At 42.6% G+C, this 21,428-nt stretch carries 19 protein-coding genes; 11 read left to right on the forward strand and 8 right to left on the reverse strand.

Going from position 1 to position 21,428, the window contains the following annotated elements; translation table 11 throughout:
• The first annotated feature begins 12 nt into the window (after positions 1–12).
• Entirely contained in the window at positions 13–204 is a 192-nt protein-coding gene (locus M1D65_RS01235; protein WP_003234886.1) for a DUF5370 family protein, read from the forward strand.
• A gap of 26 nt (positions 205–230) precedes the next feature.
• Here the strand turns inward: M1D65_RS01235 and blaOXA are convergent, their stop codons facing one another.
• Positions 231–1,034: a class D beta-lactamase gene (gene blaOXA / locus M1D65_RS01240; RefSeq protein ID WP_456270726.1), complete on the reverse strand. Its 804-nt coding sequence runs from the start codon at positions 1,032–1,034 to the stop codon at positions 231–233.
• 172 nt (positions 1,035–1,206) lie between these two features.
• Between blaOXA and cypC the strand changes: the two genes are divergently transcribed.
• On the forward strand, positions 1,207–2,460 hold the full coding sequence (gene cypC, locus M1D65_RS01245) for a fatty-acid peroxygenase (RefSeq protein WP_021481914.1): 1,254 nt from the start codon (positions 1,207–1,209) through the stop codon (positions 2,458–2,460).
• A 40-nt stretch (positions 2,461–2,500) separates the two neighbouring features.
• Here cypC and M1D65_RS01250 read toward each other — a convergent pair whose 3' ends face one another.
• A complete protein-coding gene (locus M1D65_RS01250; protein WP_003234883.1) occupies positions 2,501–2,761 on the reverse strand; it encodes a hypothetical protein in 261 nt (86 codons plus the stop codon).
• Positions 2,762–3,029: 268 nt separating this feature from the next.
• Here M1D65_RS01250 and M1D65_RS01255 point away from each other — a divergent pair, with 268 nt between their 5' ends.
• Positions 3,030–4,649 carry an APC family permease gene (locus M1D65_RS01255; RefSeq protein ID WP_456270727.1) on the forward strand — a complete coding sequence of 540 codons (1,620 nt, stop codon included), beginning with the start codon at positions 3,030–3,032 and terminating at the stop codon, positions 4,647–4,649.
• Positions 4,650–4,953: 304 nt separating this feature from the next.
• Entirely contained in the window at positions 4,954–6,834 is a 1,881-nt protein-coding gene (locus M1D65_RS01260) for a glycosyltransferase family 2 protein (RefSeq protein WP_456270728.1), read from the forward strand.
• A 54-nt stretch (positions 6,835–6,888) separates the two neighbouring features.
• Here the strand turns inward: M1D65_RS01260 and M1D65_RS01265 are convergent, their stop codons facing one another.
• Positions 6,889–7,776: a glycerophosphodiester phosphodiesterase gene (locus M1D65_RS01265; protein ID WP_456270729.1), complete on the reverse strand. Its 888-nt coding sequence runs from the start codon at positions 7,774–7,776 to the stop codon at positions 6,889–6,891.
• Between the two features lie 98 nt (positions 7,777–7,874).
• Positions 7,875–9,209: a glycerol-3-phosphate transporter gene (gene glpT, locus M1D65_RS01270; protein WP_003246460.1), complete on the reverse strand. Its 1,335-nt coding sequence runs from the start codon at positions 9,207–9,209 to the stop codon at positions 7,875–7,877.
• 296 nt (positions 9,210–9,505) lie between these two features.
• Here glpT and M1D65_RS01275 point away from each other — a divergent pair, with 296 nt between their 5' ends.
• The 3 genes from M1D65_RS01275 (at position 9,506) to M1D65_RS01285 (ending at position 12,010) form a co-directional block, all read left to right on the forward strand.
• The gene (locus tag M1D65_RS01275) at positions 9,506–9,754 is read left to right on the forward strand and encodes a YbeF family protein (RefSeq protein WP_015715167.1); all 249 of its coding nucleotides are present in this window, start codon (positions 9,506–9,508) and stop codon (positions 9,752–9,754) included.
• 91 nt (positions 9,755–9,845) lie between these two features.
• On the forward strand, positions 9,846–10,763 hold the full coding sequence (locus M1D65_RS01280; protein ID WP_021481912.1) for a bifunctional helix-turn-helix transcriptional regulator/GNAT family N-acetyltransferase: 918 nt from the start codon (positions 9,846–9,848) through the stop codon (positions 10,761–10,763).
• The gene (locus tag M1D65_RS01285; protein WP_021481911.1) at positions 10,760–12,010 is read left to right on the forward strand and encodes an MFS transporter; all 1,251 of its coding nucleotides are present in this window, start codon (positions 10,760–10,762) and stop codon (positions 12,008–12,010) included. Before M1D65_RS01280 ends, M1D65_RS01285 begins: the two co-directional genes overlap by 4 nt.
• A 259-nt stretch (positions 12,011–12,269) precedes the next feature.
• Here the strand turns inward: M1D65_RS01285 and M1D65_RS01290 are convergent, their stop codons facing one another.
• From M1D65_RS01290 to M1D65_RS01305, 4 genes are all read right to left on the reverse strand, one after another.
• Positions 12,270–13,190, reverse strand: coding sequence for a DMT family transporter (locus tag M1D65_RS01290; RefSeq protein ID WP_124048568.1), 921 nt, complete (start codon positions 13,188–13,190; stop codon positions 12,270–12,272).
• Positions 13,187–14,014, reverse strand: coding sequence for an AraC family ligand binding domain-containing protein (locus M1D65_RS01295; RefSeq protein WP_003246321.1), 828 nt, complete (start codon positions 14,012–14,014; stop codon positions 13,187–13,189). Before M1D65_RS01295 ends, M1D65_RS01290 begins: the two co-directional genes overlap by 4 nt.
• Before the next feature lie 151 nt (positions 14,015–14,165).
• Entirely contained in the window at positions 14,166–15,191 is a 1,026-nt protein-coding gene (locus M1D65_RS01300; RefSeq protein ID WP_015252933.1) for an ADP-ribosylglycohydrolase family protein, read from the reverse strand.
• Positions 15,192–15,203: 12 nt separating this feature from the next.
• Complete coding sequence (locus M1D65_RS01305; RefSeq protein WP_456270730.1) at positions 15,204–17,246, reverse strand: T7SS effector LXG polymorphic toxin; 2,043 nt, start codon at positions 17,244–17,246, stop codon at positions 15,204–15,206.
• Between the two features lie 372 nt (positions 17,247–17,618).
• Between M1D65_RS01305 and purT the strand changes: the two genes are divergently transcribed.
• The 4 genes from purT to cesB all read left to right on the forward strand — a co-directional run bounded on the left by purT (position 17,619) and on the right by cesB (position 21,281).
• Positions 17,619–18,773, forward strand: a complete 1,155-nt coding sequence (gene purT / locus M1D65_RS01310) for a phosphoribosylglycinamide formyltransferase 2 (protein WP_103803533.1) — start codon at positions 17,619–17,621, stop codon at positions 18,771–18,773.
• 143 nt (positions 18,774–18,916) lie between these two features.
• On the forward strand, positions 18,917–19,858 hold the full coding sequence (gene mpr, locus M1D65_RS01315) for an extracellular metalloprotease Mpr (RefSeq protein ID WP_015252930.1): 942 nt from the start codon (positions 18,917–18,919) through the stop codon (positions 19,856–19,858).
• A complete protein-coding gene (locus M1D65_RS01320) occupies positions 19,821–20,219 on the forward strand; it encodes a YbfJ family protein (RefSeq protein ID WP_064672061.1) in 399 nt (132 codons plus the stop codon). Before mpr ends, M1D65_RS01320 begins: the two co-directional genes overlap by 38 nt.
• A 171-nt stretch (positions 20,220–20,390) precedes the next feature.
• On the forward strand, positions 20,391–21,281 hold the full coding sequence (cesB, locus tag M1D65_RS01325; protein ID WP_021481900.1) for an enantioselective carboxylesterase CesB: 891 nt from the start codon (positions 20,391–20,393) through the stop codon (positions 21,279–21,281).
• Positions 21,282–21,428: the final 147 nt, after the last annotated feature.

A 21,428-nucleotide genomic window follows, 5' to 3' on the forward strand; every position in this document is an offset into this window, starting at 1 on the left:
GGCGGGTAAGAAATGGGAGCAATTGAACGAAGCGGATATACATTTCAGCCGGAGTTTAGCGTTGTCCGTCAAAACGGAGCCATCCATGTGTACCATCAAGGAGAGTTTGTGGAAGAAATCGAATTTGAATTTAACGGGGAATATCCCGATCATGATTTGATTGAAGAGCTTGTGAATCATTATTGTTTTGAGCATGAGATTTAGAGCCCTGCCGTGCAGGGCTCTTTTATTTAGGATGTGATCAGGCCATACTTTTTCAGGATATCCACGGTGATGTTTTTGGCTTTTGTGCCGGAATCATCGACATTGGTGACAAAGACATAAGAGCCATGCTCTGTTTTGATGAATCCGACAAACCATCCTAATCCCATATCAGTCAGGCGAGTTCCGGTTTTCCCGTAGAGCGTGAAATGATCGCCTTCCTCTTGAATCATCATGCGCTTGACGATTTTCATCACCGGCTTGTCAAATGGAAGCTCCTCTTTAGCCAGTTTCTCCAAAAAAGTTTCTTGTTCCAGCGGAGATATTGTGAGCGAGCTTTGCAGCCAAAACTGGTCGATTCCCCCGCTGATATCCTCGTTGCCGTAAGATAGTGTATGAAGCCATGTTTTCATTCTTTCCTCGCCGATATCTCTCGCTAATGCCTGATAATACCAGATTGCGGATTCGCGCATGGCCGAGCCAAGCGTATGGTCGCGGTTCCATGATTCGAATTCACGCTTGACCCCGTCCCATCGTTTAACATCGTATTCATCTCTTGCAGCTTTGACCTGCAAACCGATTAAAGCGTTCACGACTTTAAAGGTGGATTGCGGAGTTTGTCTTTGATTTGCCCGTTTTCTGTTATAGACAAATGTCTGCTCCTTTTGTAAATCGTGAAGAATGAAGGTTCCATCCGTATCCTTGAATTCATCATCGACATTCATTCTGCTGACATTCAAGTGTTTTTCATGAGCAGATGACGCTGCGTGGACGGAGAAGCCGCCGATCCCTGCAATACTCAGCACAAGCACAACATATATCCATTTTTTCATTTTGTTCTCCCCTTTGTTTTGATTAACTACCTTTTCTCTCTTTCGTTTGTTCTTCCTTTAAAAAATAATCAAAAAGCGCTTAAATTTGGTTTTGCAAACAAATACTGTTACTGGGTTTATAGTCGGAAGATAACGTGAAAATAGAGGGTAAAAAGGAAGGCAGGGTAAGCGGATGAATGAGCAGATTCCACATGACAAAAGTCTCGATAACAGTCTGACGCTGCTGAAGGAAGGGTATTTATTTATTAAAAACAGAACAGAGCGCTACAATTCAGATCTGTTTCAGGCCCGTTTGTTGGGAAAAAACTTTATTTGCATGACTGGCGCTGAGGCGGCGAAGGTGTTTTATGATACGGATCGATTCCAGCGGCAGAACGCTTTGCCTAAGCGGGTGCAGAAATCGCTGTTTGGTGTTAATGCGATTCAGGGAATGGATGGCAGCGCGCATATCCATCGGAAGATGCTTTTTCTGTCATTGATGACACCGCCGCATCAAAAACGTTTGGCTGAGTTGATGACAGAGGAGTGGAAAGCAGCAGTCACAAGATGGGAGAAGGCAGATGAGGTTGTGTTATTTGAGGAAGCAAAAGAAATCCTGTGCCGGGTAGCGTGCTATTGGGCAGGTGTTCCGTTGAAGGAAACGGAAGTCAAAGAGAGAGCGGATGACTTCATTGACATGGTCGACGCGTTCGGTGCTGTGGGACCGCGGCATTGGAAGGGAAGAAGAGCAAGGCCGCGTGCGGAAGAGTGGATTGAAGTCATGATTGAAGATGCTCGTGCCGGCTTGCTGAAAACGACTCCCGGAACAGCGCTGCATGAAATGGCTTTTCACACACAAGAAGATGGAAGCCAGCTGGATTCCCGCATGGCAGCCATTGAGCTGATTAATGTACTCCGGCCTATTGTCGCCATTTCTTACTTTCTTGTGTTTTCAGCTTTGGCGCTTCATGAGCATCCGAAGTACAAGGAATGGCTGCGGTCTGGAAACAGCCGGGAAAGAGAAATGTTTGTGCAGGAGGTCCGCAGATATTATCCGTTCGGCCCGTTTTTAGGGGCGCTTGTCAAAAAAGATTTTGTATGGAATAACTGTGAGTTTAAGAAGGGCACATCGGTGCTGCTTGATGTATATGGAACGAACCACGACCCTCGTCTATGGGATCATCCCGATGAATTCCGGCCGGAACGATTTGCGGAGCGGGAAGAAAATCCGTTTGATATGATTCCTCAAGGCGGGGGACACGCCGAAAAAGGCCACCGCTGTCCAGGGGAAGGCATTACAATTGAAGTCATGAAAGCGAGCCTGGATTTCCTCGTCCATCAGATTGAATACGATGTTCCGGAACAATCACTGCATTACAGTCTCGCCAGAATGCCGTCATTGCCTGAAAGCGGCTTCGTAATGAGCGGAATCAGACGAAAAAGTTAAATCAAAAAGCTCTCTTCCTTTATCGAAGAGAGCTTTTTGATTACTTCTTTTTTTCATCGTAGTATTGGACGGGATACATGGAGCCTTCTGATACCATTTTGTTGTCCTCGATATCTTGCGGGTCCGGGTGGCCGGCTTTATCAACTGGGAACGTTTCCATATCGGGCTGTTTTGTTATTTTCATCTTCATGCTGTGAATGAATTCCCTTGCCTTTTGGCGATTTGACGGGTCTTTTAATAGATAAGAAGTGATGCCGACAGTTGAAACAGCGAGACCTGAAAGTAACAGCTTTTGTTTCATGGTGATACTCCTTTCTATTTTAAGAATAGTGTTTCCTGTATCATTCCCGTTTTGGAAATAGCTAAACCTATTGTGTTTTTATCATTGGAATTTACAGTAAATTCCATTTGAGAAGAAACTAGTGACTTCATTCCTGTATTGGAAGGTAATATACATTGACTTATTATAGATTTCAGTCAAAATTCGATAAATATTGACAAAGTAAAGTAATCAGAATAATAATATAATTAGCAAGAGAATGTCATCATACATGAAAGGTGTTTACGATATGAATCAATTGCATCGAAGAATGGGAACGTTTTCCCTCATGATGGTCGGGCTCGGGTCGATGATCGGTTCAGGCTGGCTGTTCGGGGCTTGGCGTGCGGCTCAAATAGCAGGACCAGCTGCTATTATTTCATGGGTTATTGGAATGGTCGTCATTTTATTTATTGCTCTTTCTTATAGTGAACTAGGTTCTATGTTCCCTGAAGCGGGGGGAATGGTCAAATACACGCAATATTCACACGGTTCGTTTATCGGTTTTATTGCGGGCTGGGCCAACTGGATTGCGATTGTGTCCGTCATTCCGGTTGAAGCGGTGGCCTCCGTTCAATATATGAGTTCTTGGCCTTGGGAATGGGCGAAATGGACAAGCGGTTTGGTGAAGAATGGAACGCTGACTGGGGAAGGACTAGCGTTTGCCTCTGTATTGCTTCTCATTTATTTTCTGCTGAACTACTGGACAGTCAATCTATTTTCGAAAGCGAATTCATTAATTACGATTTTTAAAATTATTATTCCGGGTCTTACGATTGGAGCTTTGCTGTTTGTCGGATTCCACGGAGAAAACTTTACTGGCGGTCAAAGCATTGCGCCGAATGGCTGGGCAAGTGTGCTGACGGCGGTTGCCACTTCAGGTATCGTTTTTGCGTTTAATGGTTTCCAAAGCCCGATTAATATGGCGGGTGAAGCAAAAAACCCGGGGAAATCAATCCCGATTGCGGTTGTTGGCTCTCTTTTCGTTGCGACAGTGATTTATGTCCTGCTGCAGATCGCCTTCATTGGAGCTGTGAATCCTTCTGATATTGCTCACGGCTGGAGCCATCTGAATTTTAATTCTCCTTTTGCTGATCTGGCGATTGCGCTGAATATTAACTGGCTAGTTATTGTGTTATATGCGGATGCATTTGTATCACCGTCTGGAACAGGGATTACGTATACGGCGACAACGTCCCGAATGATTTACGGAATGGAAAAAAACAAATACATGCCGAGTATATTCGGGAAGCTTCATCCGATTTACGGCGTTCCGCGACAAGCAATGTTCTTTAACTTGATTGTGTCGTTCATCTTTTTGTTCCTGTTCAGAGGGTGGGGCGTATTAGCGGAAATTATTTCCGTTGCTACGTTAATTTCTTATATCACCGGCCCGATCACAGTCATGACATTGAGACGGACGGGGAAAGACCTGTACAGGCCTCTTCGTTTAAAAGGTTTAAACGTGATTGCGCCGCTTGGATTTATCTTTGCGTCACTGGTGCTGTATTGGGCGCGCTGGCCGTTAACAGGGCAGGTTCTGTTTATTATCCTGATCGGTCTTCCGATTTATTTCTATTATCAGGCGAAGGCGAAATGGAAAGGGTTTGGCCGGAATTTTAAAGCCGGCGTCTGGATGGTGTTTTATCTGCTGGCCATGATGGTCATTTCTTATTTGGGCAGTGATAAATTCGGCGGCCTGAATGTCATTCATTATGGCTGGGATATGGTTCTGATTGCGATGGTATCACTTGTATTCTATGTGTGGGCGCTGAAGAGCGGCTACCAGACAGAATACTTAAAGGGTGCGAAAGAGATAAATTCTCAGCTGCTTAATGGACAGTCAGAAGCTGCTGCCGGAAAAGAATAAAATATAGAAGAAAACCTTGCGATAGTTGTCGCAAGGTTTTTTCTGTTTACTTGAATAACACACGACAACTGGCTTCAAAACAGATTCATTGTTTAATCTTCGGGAGCATTCCTAACCGTGTTTATGAAGTTTGTTTAAATTTACTTTAAATGCTTCCTGGAAATACTGTATAAAAATAGGTTTGTGGTAAAATTGTCTAGTTAAATGATTAATTCTTTATTGTTACATTAATTCCAATTATTGAATGTGAATAAGAGTTTTTTAGGATAAATATATATGTACGTCGAAAGGAATAGGGGAAGGTATGAAATTTTCAGTTGCAATACCAGTATATAATGACCAAAACTCAATAAAAACATGTTTGGATAGCGTGTTAAATCAAACTATCGGACAAGACAGACTTGAAATTATTTGTGTGAATGACGGTTCAACCGATGAGAGTGGTGCTATATTAGATGAATATATGAGTAAATATCCTTGCATAAAAGTGATTCATCAAGAAAATAGTGGAGCGCCTGGCCGACCTAGAAATAAGGCAATAGATATTGCTACAGGAGATTATATCTATTTTGTTGATGGAGATGATTATTTAGGGATTGAAGCTTTGGAAAGAATGGAAGAAAAGATTCTTGAATATCAAAGTGATATTGTCATAGGACGTTATGAAGGGATCAATAGAGGCGTGCCTGTTTCAATTTTTAAGAGAAACCCGGACTGTTTTTCTTTTTTTGGTTCAAACGCTCTTTTTACAACGAGTGCTCAGAAATTATTCAAACTTGATTTGTTGAAAAAACATAATATTCGTTTTCCGGAACATTTCTCTCTGGGAGAGGACCAGCCGTTTATCATTCAGGCATATGCCTATTCAAATTCAATTGCATTGGTTAAAGATTACGAATGCTATTATTTGACGAATCATCAGACCGTTGGAAGAGTCCAACTAACGAAAAAACCTTTATCCGGTAAACTTTTCATGCTTAGAATTGAAGAGACATTGGCTGCTATTGAAGCATTAGAACTAGACAAGGATAAGAAATTAATGGTCTTTCACCAATATTGGGAGAGAGTTTTAGATGTAGAACTGAGTGCGCTCATCTCAAGATCATTTTTAGTAGAGGACAAACTTTATATATTCAATACATTTAAGAAAGTCCTTGATAAGTATCATTATCTGGATTATTACTCTCAATTTTCATCTAGGCAGAAGCTATTAATTCGGTTGATTGACAAAGGTAAGATGGAGGATTTAATTGCCTTTTGGTATGCGGAAAAACATACGGGCAATATGGTGGTTTTTCATGGACAAGTATATCCAAAACCCAAAATGGCTTATGAACTAGCGTTAAATGAATCCATATCCTTTCATCGGCTTAATAAGTTTGAAGGGGAAATAACTAGATTAGAACGTTTAGAAAACACTCTTTTACTGGAAGGATTTTGTTATCATTCTCACGTTGATTCATCAAACGAAAATTTATTTATTGAAATCTCTTTAAGAGGTCAGCAAGAAGAAGGGATTACATTACCGGCCTTCAGAAACATTTATGAAAAACACCACCCAATAGAAATTGAGTCCCACTATTTGAAAAAGGAACGTGTTACCTACTTTCATACCTTTATCCCGATACAGTCCCTTTTCCGTTTTAACCAAGAAGGAGACATATTGGATGTAAGATTAATTAGTAAGATCGAAGATTATACGAAATCGGTAAGATTGAGAGCAAAACCAACAGTGTTATTAAAGGAGTCCTTATTTATTTCTAAAGAGCATACAGAGTGGACATTATTGTCTACCTATTTAACCAAATGGGGAAATCTTTCTTTTGTATTAAAAACTCAAGAGCTTGATATTCAAAATTTTTCACTATCATACAATAATTCTGAAGTGAAAGGGTATTTCAGTTTGCCATCGAGTGTATCTTTGGATGAATCGTCCCGCTTACAACTTATATTTTCAAAATTTCTTACTTATGAACCTGAAGTTATACTTCAGAAATCCAGTGGCAGCGAACAGTTGTGCCACTTTCGCTTCGCAGTCTCTAAGAGTGATTTAAAGCAGCTGAGACAAAAAAAGAATGTAGAAATTGCGATAGGGCACTATAAGAAAAGAGTGCCAGTTTATTATAAAGAAAGACCCTCTATCATAAAACGCGTACTAAATAAATTAAGACGGCTTTTCATTTAATATATTTTCAAATCAAAAGAGCTTTGAATCCAAGGAGATTCAAAGCTCTTTTTTTTACTTTTTATAGGATTTTTTCACATAATGAAACACATCCGGGTAATTCGTAAACACCCCGGTAACTCCCAAGTCAAGCAGGCGATGCATATCAGCTTCATTATTGACTGTGTAAGGATGAAGCAGGAGGCCGTGGCTGCGGATCATACGGACGTTTTCTTGATTTAAAGCTTTATAATCCGGGCCCGCACCGACAGCGTATGTTTTGATTTCTTCCAGGGCAGCATCTGTCATTGACGCCATTTGTTTGGCTTCCAACAATTGAACGGTCGGCAGGTTTGGCTGTAATTGATGGACTTTTATCAGGCTTTCTTTGCTGAACGATTGAATGATCACCTGGCCTGGCTTAGAATGTTTCCCCAGTAATTTATGTTTCTGCAAAGAAGCGATTAGTTTTTCTTCCATACCTGGGTAGGTGTCAGGCGATTTTGTTTCAATGTAGTAGTTCGCGTGCTTTCCGAAACGGTCTAATACCTCTTCTAATGTAGGAACTTTAAGGCCGACGTACTGCGGCTTTGCTTTTTCCGGATAGGCTTCATTAAACCAAGAACCGGCGTCAAGCTTCTTAATGTCTGCGAGCGTATGGTCTTTCACCCAGCCCGTTCCGTTTGTGGTACGGTCCAGTTTTTCATCGTGCATGACAATCAATTTCCCGTCTTTTGTCATTTGCAGATCTAATTCAATATAATCTGCTTTCATTTTCTGAGCGGTTTCGTAAGACAGAATCGTGTGCTCAGGCACATATCCAGAAGCCCCTCTGTGCGCGACGGTCAGGATACGGTCAGGTGACAGCAGGTTTCCTTTTGACGCTGCCGACACTGGCGTTGTCATAAATGCGAGTAAGCCCAGCGACAGAACAACTAAGGCTAGTATTCTATTTTTTTTCATGATTTCTCCTCCTTGTTAATAAAGACTACCTGTCTTTCATATTAAAAAACGGATGTAAACGGCGTGTTGGAAAATGATTAATCTTTTATGTTTCTTTCTTAAACGTGTTCCGCCCGTTTTCCTGTATTCCACGTCAAAGCCAAGAAGACGATGGCAAGAATGCAGGAAGAGATCAGCATGATAAAGCCGCCGTTCCAGTTAAAACGGTCAACGACAAAGCCCATAATGGCGTTTGCGAAGGCGGATCCGCCGATGTATCCGAAAAATCCGGTCAAACCGGCTGCAGTTCCGGCTGCTTTTTTCGGTGCTAGATCAATCGCTTGCAGGCCGATCAGCATAACAGGTCCGTAGATTAAGAAGCCAATGCTGATCAAGGCGATATTGTCTACGAGCGGATTGCCGGCCGGATTCAGCCAGTACACCAATACGGCAATGAAAACACCCGCCATAAACAAAACGCCTGCCGGTGCCCGGCGGCTTTTGAAGAATCGGTCACTGATCCAGCCGCACAAGATCGTTCCCGGTATGCCTGCGTATTCGTAAAGAAAATACGACCAGCGCGAGTCTTCAGGAGAAAAGCCTTTGGCTTCTGTTAAGTAAGTAGGCGCCCAGTCAACCACGCCGTATCGCACGAAATAAACAAATACATTGGCAAAAGCGATGTACCAAAGAAATTTGTTGTTCAGCACATATTGAAAAAGAATTTCTTTTGTTGTTAATTCTTTTTCCTGATTTTTAAAAGCGTGTTTTGGATAGTCATTCCGATACTCTTCAATTGGCGGGAGTCCGCAGGATTGAGGTGTATCACGAACCAATAAAACAATTAAAAATGAAATGATAATGGCGATGATGGCAGGGAAGAAAAACACGCTTTTCCAAGTGACGAACATCGCGATCCCAAGAGTGACAAGCGGAGCAAGAATACCGCCGCCTATGTTATGGGCGACATTCCAGATCGACATTTTTGTGCCGCGTTCACTTATGGAGAACCAATGGGCCATCGTCCTGCCGCATGGCGGCCAGCCCATTCCTTGAAACCATCCGTTGATAAACATAAAAATAAACATGATGGTGACGCTCGAAGTCACCCAAGGCATTGAAACGAATAGAATATTAACGATTGCTGATAAAAATAGGCCTGTCGCCAGAAAATATCTCGGATTACAGCGGTCAGACACCATTCCCATGATGAATTTGCTGAAGCCGTACGCAATGGACACAGCGGCCAGCACCAAACCCAGTTCTGTTTTCGAAAATCCCTGTTCCTGCAGATAAGGAATGGCAAAGGCAAAGTTTTTCCGCAGCAGGTAGTAGCCTGCGTAGCCAATGAAAATACCAATGAATACTTGCAGTCTGAGCCGTTTGTATGCCGCATCCATCTTTGAATCATCCAGTCTCTCAATATGAGGAGCCGGTTTAAATATATTAAGCATTAATAATTATCCCCCTTTGCTGTTTGTGCTGGATGTGTGGCGTGCCTCCTTTCCCGAAAAACAAAAAGAGCCAGAAAACACCCCTTGTCAAAAGGGGTTGGATTCCTGGCTCTCCTCATCTCCATCCAAGCTATTAACTTATCATGATAGCGCTTTCTTAAATTATCATAGTCCGGAGCGAATGTAAACGGGTAATTTTCAAATTGGGCCTTAGGTAAGTAAATATTATCCTTTTACTAAATGCAATTATATTTTTTTACTAGTAACATAAAAATCTGGAGGGAGGCTGTTTAAAGGTGGATGAATTAGATATCGCATTCTTTATTTTACCGTTAGGAATTATGCTGCTATCGATTGTCGGGACCTGTATTTGTAAAAACCCGTATCTGATGCCAATGCTTAGTTTGGTGATTTCTCTTGTGCTCACCTTTACCATTTTTAATGAATCATTTTTGGGATGGGCTGTTGTCTATAGCTTGGTTTCTCTGGCTTTATCCTATATCACATTGATTGTGGTAAGGAAAAGGAAGGAATCAGGAAATTAAAAAGACCTCACTTTCTAACATATCGTTGACTAAAGCAACTATATATGATTATAATTGCCTTAGTCAACAATATTAGAAAGTGGGGATTGATTTGAAAACAAGAGAATCATCTGTCGGATTAAAATTCAGAAAGTTCAATCGATTTTATACAAACGTCCTTGGTTTCCTTAATGAGCACATTTACGACAGCCCGTTTTCCTTAACAGAAACACGGATTTTATTTGAGATTTATAATACGCCTAATTGTACGGCAAAAGCTCTTCAGGATAAACTGGGGCTTGACCGGGGATATGTCAGCAGGATTGTGAAGCAGTTTGAAAAAGAAGATTTGATCTATAAACAGAGGAGCAAAGATGACGCTCGCCACCATTATATTTTTGTCACAGAAACAGGAAAAACGATTTATAAAAAGCTGGAGGAGAAAGCCAATGAACAAGTGGAACTGATGCTGAAGGAAATCAACCAAAAGGAGCAGCAGAAGCTTGCCGAGGCGATGGCAGAGATTGAAGCGATCCTTTCACAGTCGCTTTCTGCCAGAACATCAGAGATATCGATTAGAGATTATTTTCTTTCGGAGGATCTTCAACTCCTTATTGAGAAACAAAGACAATTTTACGCGGAGGCTCACGGTTGGGATGACACGTTTTTAGCTTATCTTCAGGAGACATTTGACGCTGACATCGAAAAAATATGGATTGCGGAAAGCGGCGGGAAATTTGCTGGCTCTGTCGGGTTGGTCAAGCATGATGAAAAGACAGTCCAGCTCAGATGGTTTCTTGTTGATGCGGATTTTCGGGGCAGGGGGCTCGGCACGCAATTGCTGGAGCATCTGGTTGCATACTGCCAAGACATGAAGTTTGACCGCATTTTCCTTTGGACGGTGAGTACCATGGCTGAGGCTCGTCCGCTCTATGAAAAATTTGGATTCAAGATAAGTGAAGTGAAACAAGAAGCGCCATTATGGGGACAGCAGCTGACAGAAGAACGGTGGGATTTGGAGCTGTCATGAAAAGACTGCATTATGCTTGGGTCATCGTCTCCGTCACCTTCTTGATCTTATTGGCGGTTCAGGGGGTGCGGCTGTCATTTGGTGCGTTTGTGGAGCCGTGGGAACGGCAGTTTTCAATGGATAGAAGCACCATCTCGCTGATTTCGACGATGAGTTTTATTGTTTATGGCATATCACAGCCTGTGATTGGGCGGCTTGTGGACAAATGGGGTGCTCGGGCTGTTTTGGCATGGAGTGCGTTACTGACAGGAGTCAGCATTTTCTTAACATACCTTGTGACTTCGCCTTGGGAGCTGTTTTTGCTTTACGGGCTGGGTGTCTCGCTTGGAGTTGGCGGAGCATCGAATGTGGCGGCAAGTGTATTGGTCGTCAATTGGTTCAGCAAAAAGCGGGGACTAGCCTTTGGGATCATGGAAGCAGGCTTTGGCGCGGGGCAAATGCTTCTCGTTCCCGGCTCACTCATGTTGATCCATTGGTTTAGCTGGAAGCTGACGGTTGTGGTGTTGGGACTGCTGTTAATCTTGATTGTCTTTCCGGCTGCGCTGCTGATGCTGCGGAACAATCCTTCAGAAAAGAATACAGAGCCGATAGGCGGACTGGCTGCATCAGAAAAAGAAACAGCACCCAAAACAACAGCTCTTTCAGTGGCCGGGATGTTTCGGATGAGGCAATTCTGGTTCTTGATTTTTCCGTTTTTGATCTGTGGATTTACGACCGTGGGGTTGATGGATACCCATTTGATTCCGTTTTCTCATGATCATGGCTTTTCAACGACAGTCACGAGTGCTGCTGTCAGTCTGCTGGCAGGCTTTAATATTGCTGGCATCTTGCTGTCCGGAATTGTAGCGGACCGGTGGAGCAGCCGGAAAATCCTGTGCTTTTTATATGCGGTGCGGGCGCTGTCGATCGTGATTCTTATTTACAGCCACGAGCCCTACTTGCTTTTAGCCTTTGCGATTCTGTTTGGATTAGTGGACTTTGCAACGGTAGCACCGACTCAAATGCTCGCCACCCAGTACTTTCAAAACTACTCGATCGGCCTCATGATTGGCTGGCTGTCACTCGCCCATCAGATCGGATCGGCACTAGGTGCGTATGTGCCCGGCGTCATCTATACGGTAACGGGTGAGTATACACTGGCTTTTTATTTGTCGATTGGAATGCTCGTGCTTGCGAGCGTAATGAATGTGATGCTGAGGGAGCCAGCTGCGGTCACGCGTGACAGTGCGGCTGTGGTAGACAAGTGATGAGGACAAAGGGAAAGCATCTCTGATTTCGAGATTATTCAGAGATGCTTTTTTTGTATTTTTGTTCTAATACGAAGTCGATCATACCGACTATGCGGGCGTTTTCGGATTTTTGTTTGAAGCGTTCTGAACGATTATATTAGCGTAAAACCTCAAACATCTATTGGGAAGTTGAGATTATTTAACATATTTTCACAATAGTTGATTTGTAACGCAGCGTGAGATGTCTGTCGTCTACCCATAAACTGTAATTTAGACATTAAGCATCCATTTTACATTCGTTCTCCAACAGCTTCGCTTTCGGTTTCATCTCCGAGATGTAGAGGCCTAAAAGCGTAAGGGCGCCTCCTAGAAGAGCGATCCATGTCATGTTTTCATGCAGGATCAGGACGGAAGCGGCGATTGTGATAACCGGGACCATGTATATATACGCACTGGATTTGACGGCTCCGAGCACGCCGACTGAGTAATTCCAAGTGGCGAAGCACAGGGCCGAAGCGCCAATCCCTAAGAAAAGCATGTTGAGTATATTTGAAGCAGATGAAAATCGGCTTAGGTCAAAATGGAAGTCGAACAAAAATAAAGCAGGAACCATAAATAATAGGCCATACAAAAATACTCTCTGTGTCAGCTCGATGATGTGGTATTCGTAGGCGCTTAATTTTTTCATGAATATCGAGTATCCGCCAAACACGAGAGCAGCCCCGGCTGCCATGATGTCTCCGAGCGGATTTAGACGAAGTACCACATTGCCGTTAAACGTAATCAATAAAAGCCCGATCAGTGCCGAGACAAATCCAATCAAAAAAGTCAGACGCAGTTTTTCGCCTTCGAGCAGAAAATGGGCCAAAACCGCAGTGATCATCGGTATAATGGACACGATCATGCCGACATTGGATGCGTATGTATAGGTGAGAGCTATATTTTCTAATAGAAAGTATAAGGTTACGCCAAATAAACCAGCCCCGGCAAACAACAGCTCCTGCCGCCAATTTCTGAACGGAATCATGTTGGGACGGACGAGGATAAGAGCGATAAAGCCCATCAAAAACCGATAAAATAATATTTCCATTGGAGAGAAGTCAGCCAGCAGAACTTTTGTCGAAATAAAGGTCGTCCCCCAAATCAGAATGGTCACAATGGCTGCGATATGCCCCGAAGTTTCTCTTTGTATGTTCATCTGTGAAGCTCCTTTTCAAAAATCTTCATGTATTGCTTCGGCGTCAGCCCCACCTGCCGTTTAAAAAACTTCGTCATATGACTCTGATCGCTGAATCCTGTCTGAAATGCCGCATCAATCGGTCTTACTCCTTGTTCAAGGAGTTTTTTGGCTTGATTAATCCTGATTGTTTCCATGTAGCTATTAGGGGTAATGCCTTTTTGTTTTGTAAATGAACGCAATAAATGATACTTGCTCCAGCCTGTTAATTCACTCAAATCATTGAGTGTGACATTTTCGGCATAATGCTCTTCTAAAAATTCACAAACCATTTTGACTTCGTCTGATGGTTCTGGAACGCTGCTAAGGAACGTGACATCTGAATAATGGCGGATCAGCTCCTCTAATAGATGAAGAAACAGCTCCTCCTTACGCAAAGCTTGTTTTTCCTCGGATATCAAAATATGCAATTCCTGCAGGCTGGCTGTCAGCTCATGGCGGAATAACACATGCTGGGAGAAATAAGGGAGATGCCCGGAGCCAGTAATCTCTTTCACCGCCTTCTCCATGATATCCGGCATGACATTGATACACCGATAATCAAGCGTCCGGCCGTCAATCTGTTCACAGCTATGCGTGTCACGAGGGTTAAAGAGGAGAAGATCACCTGGATTGATGATATATTCTTGATCCTGACAGGCCAGATACCGTTGCCCTTTTTCAATAAATCCAATCACATAATAATCGTGAAAGTGGTTCGGGAACTTTTGCATAATTCCCTTGAAACGGTAGGCTTCTATATGAAGGTGTGGGTCAAGCTGCAGTGTGCGGGTTTCATTTTGCATGGGATGCCTCCTGTCGGTGTGGTGGTCTTGGATTAAGTGTAGCATGATTTTGGGGGATTTCTTGTATGATGTTGCTGTTTAGGAATAGAGAAAGCAGACCGTTATTGGTCTGCTTTCGTTACCTTGTATGATTAAGTATTTTAACGTAAATCTAAATATCCCCATATTGCTCGATAATCGCTTTATCTGCACAATACTGATAAAATTCTTCTATTAATTTATCAACATCTTGCTTACGAGCTATTTTTTCTAACCAATCTCCTGGGATCCCATCTAGCTTATAATACATTCCTGCTATCGATCCTGTTATTGATGCTACAGTATCAGTATCTTCTCCTAAGTTCACTGCTGTTAGTACAGCCTCGGTAAATGAAGATGTAGTGCCGAAACACCAAATTGCCGCTTCTAAAGTATGAACGACATACCCGTCTGATCGAATTTCTTCTCTTGGTGTATTCAAAAAGCTTTTTTCAAAAATTCTTTTATAATGTGTTAACTCTTTATGGTATATATGTTCTTTTTTGAAATTCTCGTCGAAAAGCTCTTTCACTTCTCTTAAAGATGTATCAATTGAATTGTTATAATATAGCCTTAGTAATAGTTCAACATAAATAATGGAACCAACTATAGCACGCGGATGGGCATGGGTTATTTCAGTGTATTTCTTGATCATCTCTGCTTTTTTCACAAAATCGAATTCCTTATGCAAAATAAACACTAATGGTGAAATTCTCATTAATGCTCCATTTCCGTTATCAAATTCTGACTGACCGCCGCATTTTTCTGGCAGAACACCTTTCCTAAATCGGGTAATTGCTTCAACGGTCGTCCTGCCAATGTCAAACATTTCACCATACGGCGTCCAGTAACCTTCATCTTGATACAGTTTAAATTTCTGCATTAAATCATTTATGTTCCCTTTTTCAATCATATTCTCCATCAGGCACAAGGTCAGAGATGTATCGTCAGACCAGGTTCCAGGAGGTTGATTATAGGTGCCGTATCCTACCATATCCTGCACATGAAAATCTCCTCTTTTTTTGAATTCAACAGGGACTCCTAACATATCTCCTATAATGCCACCGTATATTGTTGGAAGAACTTTGTTTTTTATATTAAGTTTAAGAAAGCTCTTATTGTCATCTTCCCATCTATCTATCATTCTTCTGCCTCTCATTTTTTCACCCACTTAAATTAAGTCTAAAATAATATGTAACTTATTGTTGCTATCAACATGTGCGCTTTTAATAACCATCTCTTGCCCAAAATTTAAAAGTAACTCAGCTTCATTAGGAAAGTGGCTTATCTTTCCGAGATAGGCTGCATTGGTTCCTGCTGGAACATTTATTTCCCATGAGACTTCCATGTGATCAAAGGATGATTCCTTAACAATTGCTGTACTAACAAAACCATTGTCTCTGAAAATCTTTCCAATTAATGATTCAGCATTAATGTCTCCATATTTGTTAATTTCAATTAATGACTCTAAAGGTCTTAGGTCTGTTCCTCTATAAACTTGTAAATTGTGTGGAACTCGCGCTTTATCCAACCCATTCTTTATATTATAGATTGTATCTAAATCAATGCCATCTAAAGAATCACTAATTCCTCTTAGATAATCATTTATTTTTTTATAATCATCACCAGTATATTGCTTAATTGCTTCTTGTTCACTTGGGGTTAATGATTTAATCCAATCGTCATAATACTTGCTCCCCCATTGGTGTGCTTCCTCTACGGTTTTAATATCACGTGTAATTTTAGAATTTTCATTTGGTCCTACGCCACCTGATTTGCTATGGTCGCTGCTATTAATCTGGACAAAGTTTTCAAGTTTCTTATCAAAACCCTTCTCTAGTTTCGGAATAGGGCTTTCAATGTTCCCAACTCCTTGTATTGCAGATTCTAGTTGATTGTTACTTGGCAATTTGAAATAAGGTTTTGCTTTTTCAGTAATGTTCTTTGCTATAGATTTATGATCGTTCACAAAAGCCTTTGTTTCCTTTGTCACGAATTTCCCTGCTTTTGTTGCAGATGCCACTTTTCCGAGTCCCTTGGCGCCAAAAAGGGAAGCAACTGCGTAGGTGATGTAGTGGGAGCGGCTATAGACATCACCATGAACCATATTGTCGTTCCAAGATTTTTTAAATGAATCGACCATGTATTCAAAAGTTTCGGGAGCGCTATAAATGATATTTTGGAGTTCCTGTCCGGCTTTGACTTGTTCTTCGATGCCCATCTTGCCCTGTGCTCTATACGACCATATAGCAAGATCGTAAGCACCGACTGCGAGGTCGCATGCACCGGTAACGATATCCTTTCCGGCATCCCAAAGCCCGACAATTACACCTTTTCCTCCTTCGACAAGCATTTTTCCTGTTTGCTGCTGGGCTTTCATTTGAACGATGCTTGAATAATATTGTAATTGCTCAGCGCTCAGGTTGTCAGTGCCAATCTTTTCTGCAACTTTCAGGTATTCATCAGGATCAGTAGTTTTGTCGAGTTTTTTCTTGAGATACTCGATTTCTTCCTGTTTTTTTGCTTTGATGAACTGCTGAGCTTGTTTGTGTATATCCGCTTTGTTTTGATAAACATCTGTTTCGTGAAAGGCTTTTGCATTAAAACTTATTGGGTTGGTACTTCCGCCTTTGCTGGTGGCACCGGTCAGCGCTTCGAAAAATGCCCGAACCTCATGTTCTACAACTTCGGAGGCCTCGTAATCACTGTTCAGTTTCTCATCAAGGTTATGCAGATGTGTAATCGTTTTTTTTCGTTTTTTATCTGCTTTATCCAGTTTATCGGTGACTGTGGAATTGTCAAAGAGGGACAGCGGTAAAATGTCATCAATAGAATTCAGAATTGATTTAATTTCTTTTTGCTGTGCCTCTATAATACCGTCTGCTTTGACTAGACCATTATACAGTTCGTTATTGAGATAAGATTCCTCGATATATGCATCGTCATCAAATGTTGCTGCTTCAATAGCGGATGGAATATTTTTGAAAAAAGCGATTCTCATGTCAATGAGGTCCAGCCACAGATCCGCCCCTGTCGCTTGTTCCTTATAGAAGGCTTTAATTGCGTTAGCTCCTTTGCCTGTCATGGCATCATCCAAGTTTGCCATCTTTTTGAACTGTTTTTTCAATGTAGCCATGTGCTCTCTCAATGTTTGGTAGGCTTTAAGGCGCGTTTCGGCAGTTTCTAAAATCGTACTTACTTCAAGAATCTTCATTTAATACATGTCCTTTCGCCTGAATTTTCCTGTAAATATGGTACCATGGTGAATTTAGGAAAGGAGTGCAAACTGAGAAATCAAGGAAAAACAGTACTTTTTTACTGATTCTAATTATTCATTTTACTCGCAGATATAAAATCTACTGGAATCAGCTGTCGTACCCATTCTTGGTGGCTTCAAGATCTCAGTTTTTATATTGAAGATTTCAGGTGGTACTGTACGGTATGTGCGGAGTTCGCCAGCCATTTTTTTGTGGAAAGCCTTCTAATCATGCAACTCGTGATGAATTCTTATTTTATCTTTTTTAACAAAAATTTATTTTTCAAATATTTCAGTTATAATGGTTTGGAACAGATAGGAGGGGCAAAGATGTATCAATCAAAGAAGGTTTTATTGTTAGGTTCAGGTGAGTTAGGTAAAGAGGTAGTGATTGAAGCCCAGCGTCTTGGGGTACAGACGGTGGCAGTTGACAGTTACGAGCATGCTCCGGCGATGCAGGTTGCGCATAATAGCTATGTCGTTGATATGCTGGACCACGAGCAGATCAGAGCCATCATTGAGAAAGAAAAGCCGGATTTGATTGTGCCTGAGGTGGAGGCGATCGCGACGGATGAATTGCTGAAGCTTGAAGAGGAAGGATTTCACGTCATCCCAAATGCCCGTGCCGCCAAGCTGACGATGGATCGGGAAGGCATCAGACGGCTTGCGGCAGAAACGCTCGGACTTGCGACGGCTGGCTATGAATTTGCGAATACATATGATGAATTTATACAAGCGGCAGCACAGATCGGTTTTCCTTGTGTCGTTAAACCATTGATGAGTTCTTCTGGAAAAGGCCAAAGTATCTGTCGCTCTGAAGCGGATTTAGAGAGCTGCTGGGAGACGGCGATGGAAGGCGGACGGGTGAAAAACGGCCGCGTGATCGTTGAGGAGTTTATCCCATTCGAATCAGAAATCACACTCTTAACCGTACGTGCGGTTAACGGTACGACATTTTGCGAGCCGATCGGTCATGTGCAAAAGGACGGGGATTATATCGAATCATGGCAGCCGCATGATATGACAGAGCAGCAAATAGAAGAAGCGAAGCATATTGCGAAAACAATCACGGATGAGCTTGGCGGATACGGTCTGTTTGGTGTTGAGTTGTTCCTTGCGAAAGATAGGGTATATTTCAGTGAGGTATCTCCTCGTCCGCATGATACAGGTCTTGTCACGCTGGTGACGCAAAATTTGTCAGAATTTGCGCTGCATGTCCGGGCGATTCTCGGCTTTCCGATTACAGAAATCACACAGCTTTCTCCTGGCGCCAGCAGGCCCCTAAAAGCGCCGGAAGAATTAGCGGATTACACTGTTGAAGGATTGGAAAACGCACTGGCGGTCCCAAAGACTCAAGTGCGCGTCTTTGGAAAGCCGATAACGAAAGCCGGACGGCGTATGGCAGTTGCGCTTTCTGCTGCTGATACAGTTGAAACGGCAAGAGAGAATGCAAAGAAAGCGTTGGGCCAGCTAACGATAAAATAGAGTTTGAGCAGGCTTTGTCATGGTACAAGGCCTGTTTTTTTCTTCCTTCATAAAAGTTTTATCATAAGAATCAGAAACCTGATTATAATGTAAAAGTCTTCCATCCCTACGGGTGGTTGACACTAAAGGAGGGAGATGACAAAATGAAATTAGTTCCAAGATTCAGAAAACAATGGTTCGCTTACTTAACGGTTTTGTGTTTGGCTTTGGCAGCAGCGGTATCTTTTGGCGTACCGGCAAAAGCGGCAGAGAACCCGCAAACTTCTGTATCGAATACCGGTAAAGAAGCTGATGCTACGAAAAACCAAACGTCAAAAGCAGAACAGGTTTCTGCCCCTTATGAGGGAACCGGAAAAACAAGTAAATCGTTATACGGCGGCCAAACGGAACTGGAGAAAAACATTCAAACCTTACAGCCTTCGAGCATTATCGGAACTGATGAACGCACCAGAATCTCCAGCACGACATCTTTTCCATATAGAGCAACCGTTCAACTGTCAATCAAGTATCCCAACACTTCAAGCACTTATGGATGTACCGGATTTTTAGTCAATCCAAATACAGTCGTCACAGCTGGACATTGTGTGTACAGCCAGGATCATGGATGGGCTTCGACGATAACCGCCGCGCCGGGCCGCAATGGTTCGTCATACCCGTACGGTACTTATTCAGGCACGATGTTTTACTCCGTCAAAGGATGGACGGAAAGCAAAGACACCAATTATGATTACGGAGCTATTAAATTAAACGGTTCTCCTGGAAACACGGTTGGCTGGTACGGCTACCGGACTACAAACAGCAGCAGTCCCGTGGGCCTTTCCTCGTCAGTGACAGGATTCCCGTGTGACAAAACATTTGGCACGATGTGGTCTGATACAAAGCCGATTCGCTCCGCTGAAACGTATAAGCTGACCTATACAACCGATACGTACGGCTGCCAAAGCGGCTCGCCTGTTTATCGAAACTACAGTGATACAGGGCAGACAGCTATTGCCATTCACACGAACGGAGGATCGTCATATAACTTGGGAACAAGGGTGACGAACGATGTATTCAACAATATTCAATATTGGGCAAATCAATAAATACAGCAAACTAGCCATATTCATGTCTATTTTGTTTTTATGCGGGTGCAGTTCGCAGACGCATTCTTCTCCAAAAGAAACGACTATTCCTGTCACTCTTCATGTGGAGGATGCTAAGGGGCTGCCGGTCGAAGGGGTTCAAGTGACGATTGTCAAAGCGCCTGCCTCAGACGGGGAGCCGAGTACAGAGATTGGCGAGATACTCGGTAAAACAGACAAAAACGGAGATATCAAATGGGATACCGGCAGAAAAGGCGATTACTCAGTCGCGTTGACGAAGGGTGAAACATCAGTAACCCATCACATCTCGTTAACAGAGGATAAAAAAGATCATGCCATGCCATTAGTCTTCAAAGAATAGCAGTTTCCTTGATTTTAAGGGAACTGCCTTTTTTTATTTATTACAGGAAACCAAACTATATACTGGAAATTTATTATGTGAGATAATAAGAAATAGGTATTTTTTCTTACGAGACAAAAGGGGCGTTATCCTTTATTTTATATTAATCAAACCCGGAGGAAAAAGAAGAAGATGATACAAGATTCAATGCAGTTTGCCGCGGTTGAAAGTGGTCTGCGCTTTTACCAGGCATATGATCAAAGCCTTTCTTTGTGGCCGATTGAGTCGGAAGCATTCTATGTTTCTACTCGTTTTGGAAAAACACATATCATTGCAAGTGGGCCAAAGGACGCACCTTCGCTCATTTTGCTTCACGGGGGCCTTTTCAGCTCTGCAATGTGGTATCCGAATATCGCGGCGTTGAGCCGTCAATTTCGTACATATGCGGTCGATATAATAGGAGACAAAAATAAAAGTATACCATCAGCAGCCATGGAAACGAGAGCTGATTTTGCAGAATGGATGAAAGATGTCTTTGATTCTCTTGGACTAGAGACGGCACACCTGGCCGGCCTTTCGCTTGGCGGGTCCCATATCGTGAATTTCTTACTCCGCGCGCCTGAAAGAGTAGAGCGGGCGGTTGTTATGAGTCCCGCTGAAGCGTTTATTTCATTTCATCCGGATGTCTATAAATACGCTGCAGAGCTTACAGGGGCAAGAGGAGCTGAATCATATATCAAGTGGATCACAGGCGACAGTTATGATCTGCATCCTTTACTGCAAAGACAAATTGTGGCGGGCGTGGAATGGAAGGATGAACAAAGGAGCCTGAAGCCGACAGAAAACGGCTTTCCGTACGTGTTCACAGACCAGGAATTGAAATCGATACAAGTCCCGGTACTGCTGATGTTCGGTGAGCACGAGGTCATGTACCATCAGCAAATGGCCTTTGAGCGGGCTTCGGTATTGGTGCCGGGAATTCAGGCTGAAATCGTAAGAAACGCCGGACATCTGTTATCTCTGGAGCAGCCAGAGTACGTCAATCAACGCGTCTTGTCCTTTTTATGCGGGGGGATAAACTAGTAAGGAACATGAAAAGATTGGCATTCATTTTTCAAAAGGTAACAAATGTTGTATAATAATAGAATTTGAATGCTGCTTTTTTTGGGAGCATTCTATGTTATCATGCTTATTGGAGAAAAATTTTTCCTGTAACGCTATTCGATCACT

This window comes from Bacillus sp. JZ39 (genome assembly GCF_053903145.1).

Coding starts and splice junctions, on each gene's coding strand:
- M1D65_RS01320 (WP_064672061.1), top strand. CDS start 19,821: ATGTATTCAACAATATTCAATATTGGGCAAATCAATAAATACAGCAAA.
- M1D65_RS01305 (WP_456270730.1), bottom strand. CDS start 17,246: ATGAAGATTCTTGAAGTAAGTACGATTTTAGAAACTGCCGAAACGCGC.
- M1D65_RS01290 (WP_124048568.1), bottom strand. CDS start 13,190: ATGAACATACAAAGAGAAACTTCGGGGCATATCGCAGCCATTGTGACC.
- purT (WP_103803533.1), top strand. CDS start 17,619: ATGTATCAATCAAAGAAGGTTTTATTGTTAGGTTCAGGTGAGTTAGGT.
- M1D65_RS01300 (WP_015252933.1), bottom strand. CDS start 15,191: ATGAGAGGCAGAAGAATGATAGATAGATGGGAAGATGACAATAAGAGC.
- M1D65_RS01265 (WP_456270729.1), bottom strand. CDS start 7,776: ATGAAAAAAAATAGAATACTAGCCTTAGTTGTTCTGTCGCTGGGCTTA.
- M1D65_RS01235 (WP_003234886.1), top strand. CDS start 13: ATGGGAGCAATTGAACGAAGCGGATATACATTTCAGCCGGAGTTTAGC.
- glpT (WP_003246460.1), bottom strand. CDS start 9,209: ATGCTTAATATATTTAAACCGGCTCCTCATATTGAGAGACTGGATGAT.
- M1D65_RS01260 (WP_456270728.1), top strand. CDS start 4,954: ATGAAATTTTCAGTTGCAATACCAGTATATAATGACCAAAACTCAATA.
- cypC (WP_021481914.1), top strand. CDS start 1,207: ATGAATGAGCAGATTCCACATGACAAAAGTCTCGATAACAGTCTGACG.
- cesB (WP_021481900.1), top strand. CDS start 20,391: ATGATACAAGATTCAATGCAGTTTGCCGCGGTTGAAAGTGGTCTGCGC.
- M1D65_RS01295 (WP_003246321.1), bottom strand. CDS start 14,014: ATGCAAAATGAAACCCGCACACTGCAGCTTGACCCACACCTTCATATA.
- mpr (WP_015252930.1), top strand. CDS start 18,917: ATGAAATTAGTTCCAAGATTCAGAAAACAATGGTTCGCTTACTTAACG.
- M1D65_RS01285 (WP_021481911.1), top strand. CDS start 10,760: ATGAAAAGACTGCATTATGCTTGGGTCATCGTCTCCGTCACCTTCTTG.
- M1D65_RS01250 (WP_003234883.1), bottom strand. CDS start 2,761: ATGAAACAAAAGCTGTTACTTTCAGGTCTCGCTGTTTCAACTGTCGGC.
- M1D65_RS01255 (WP_456270727.1), top strand. CDS start 3,030: ATGAATCAATTGCATCGAAGAATGGGAACGTTTTCCCTCATGATGGTC.
- blaOXA (WP_456270726.1), bottom strand. CDS start 1,034: ATGAAAAAATGGATATATGTTGTGCTTGTGCTGAGTATTGCAGGGATC.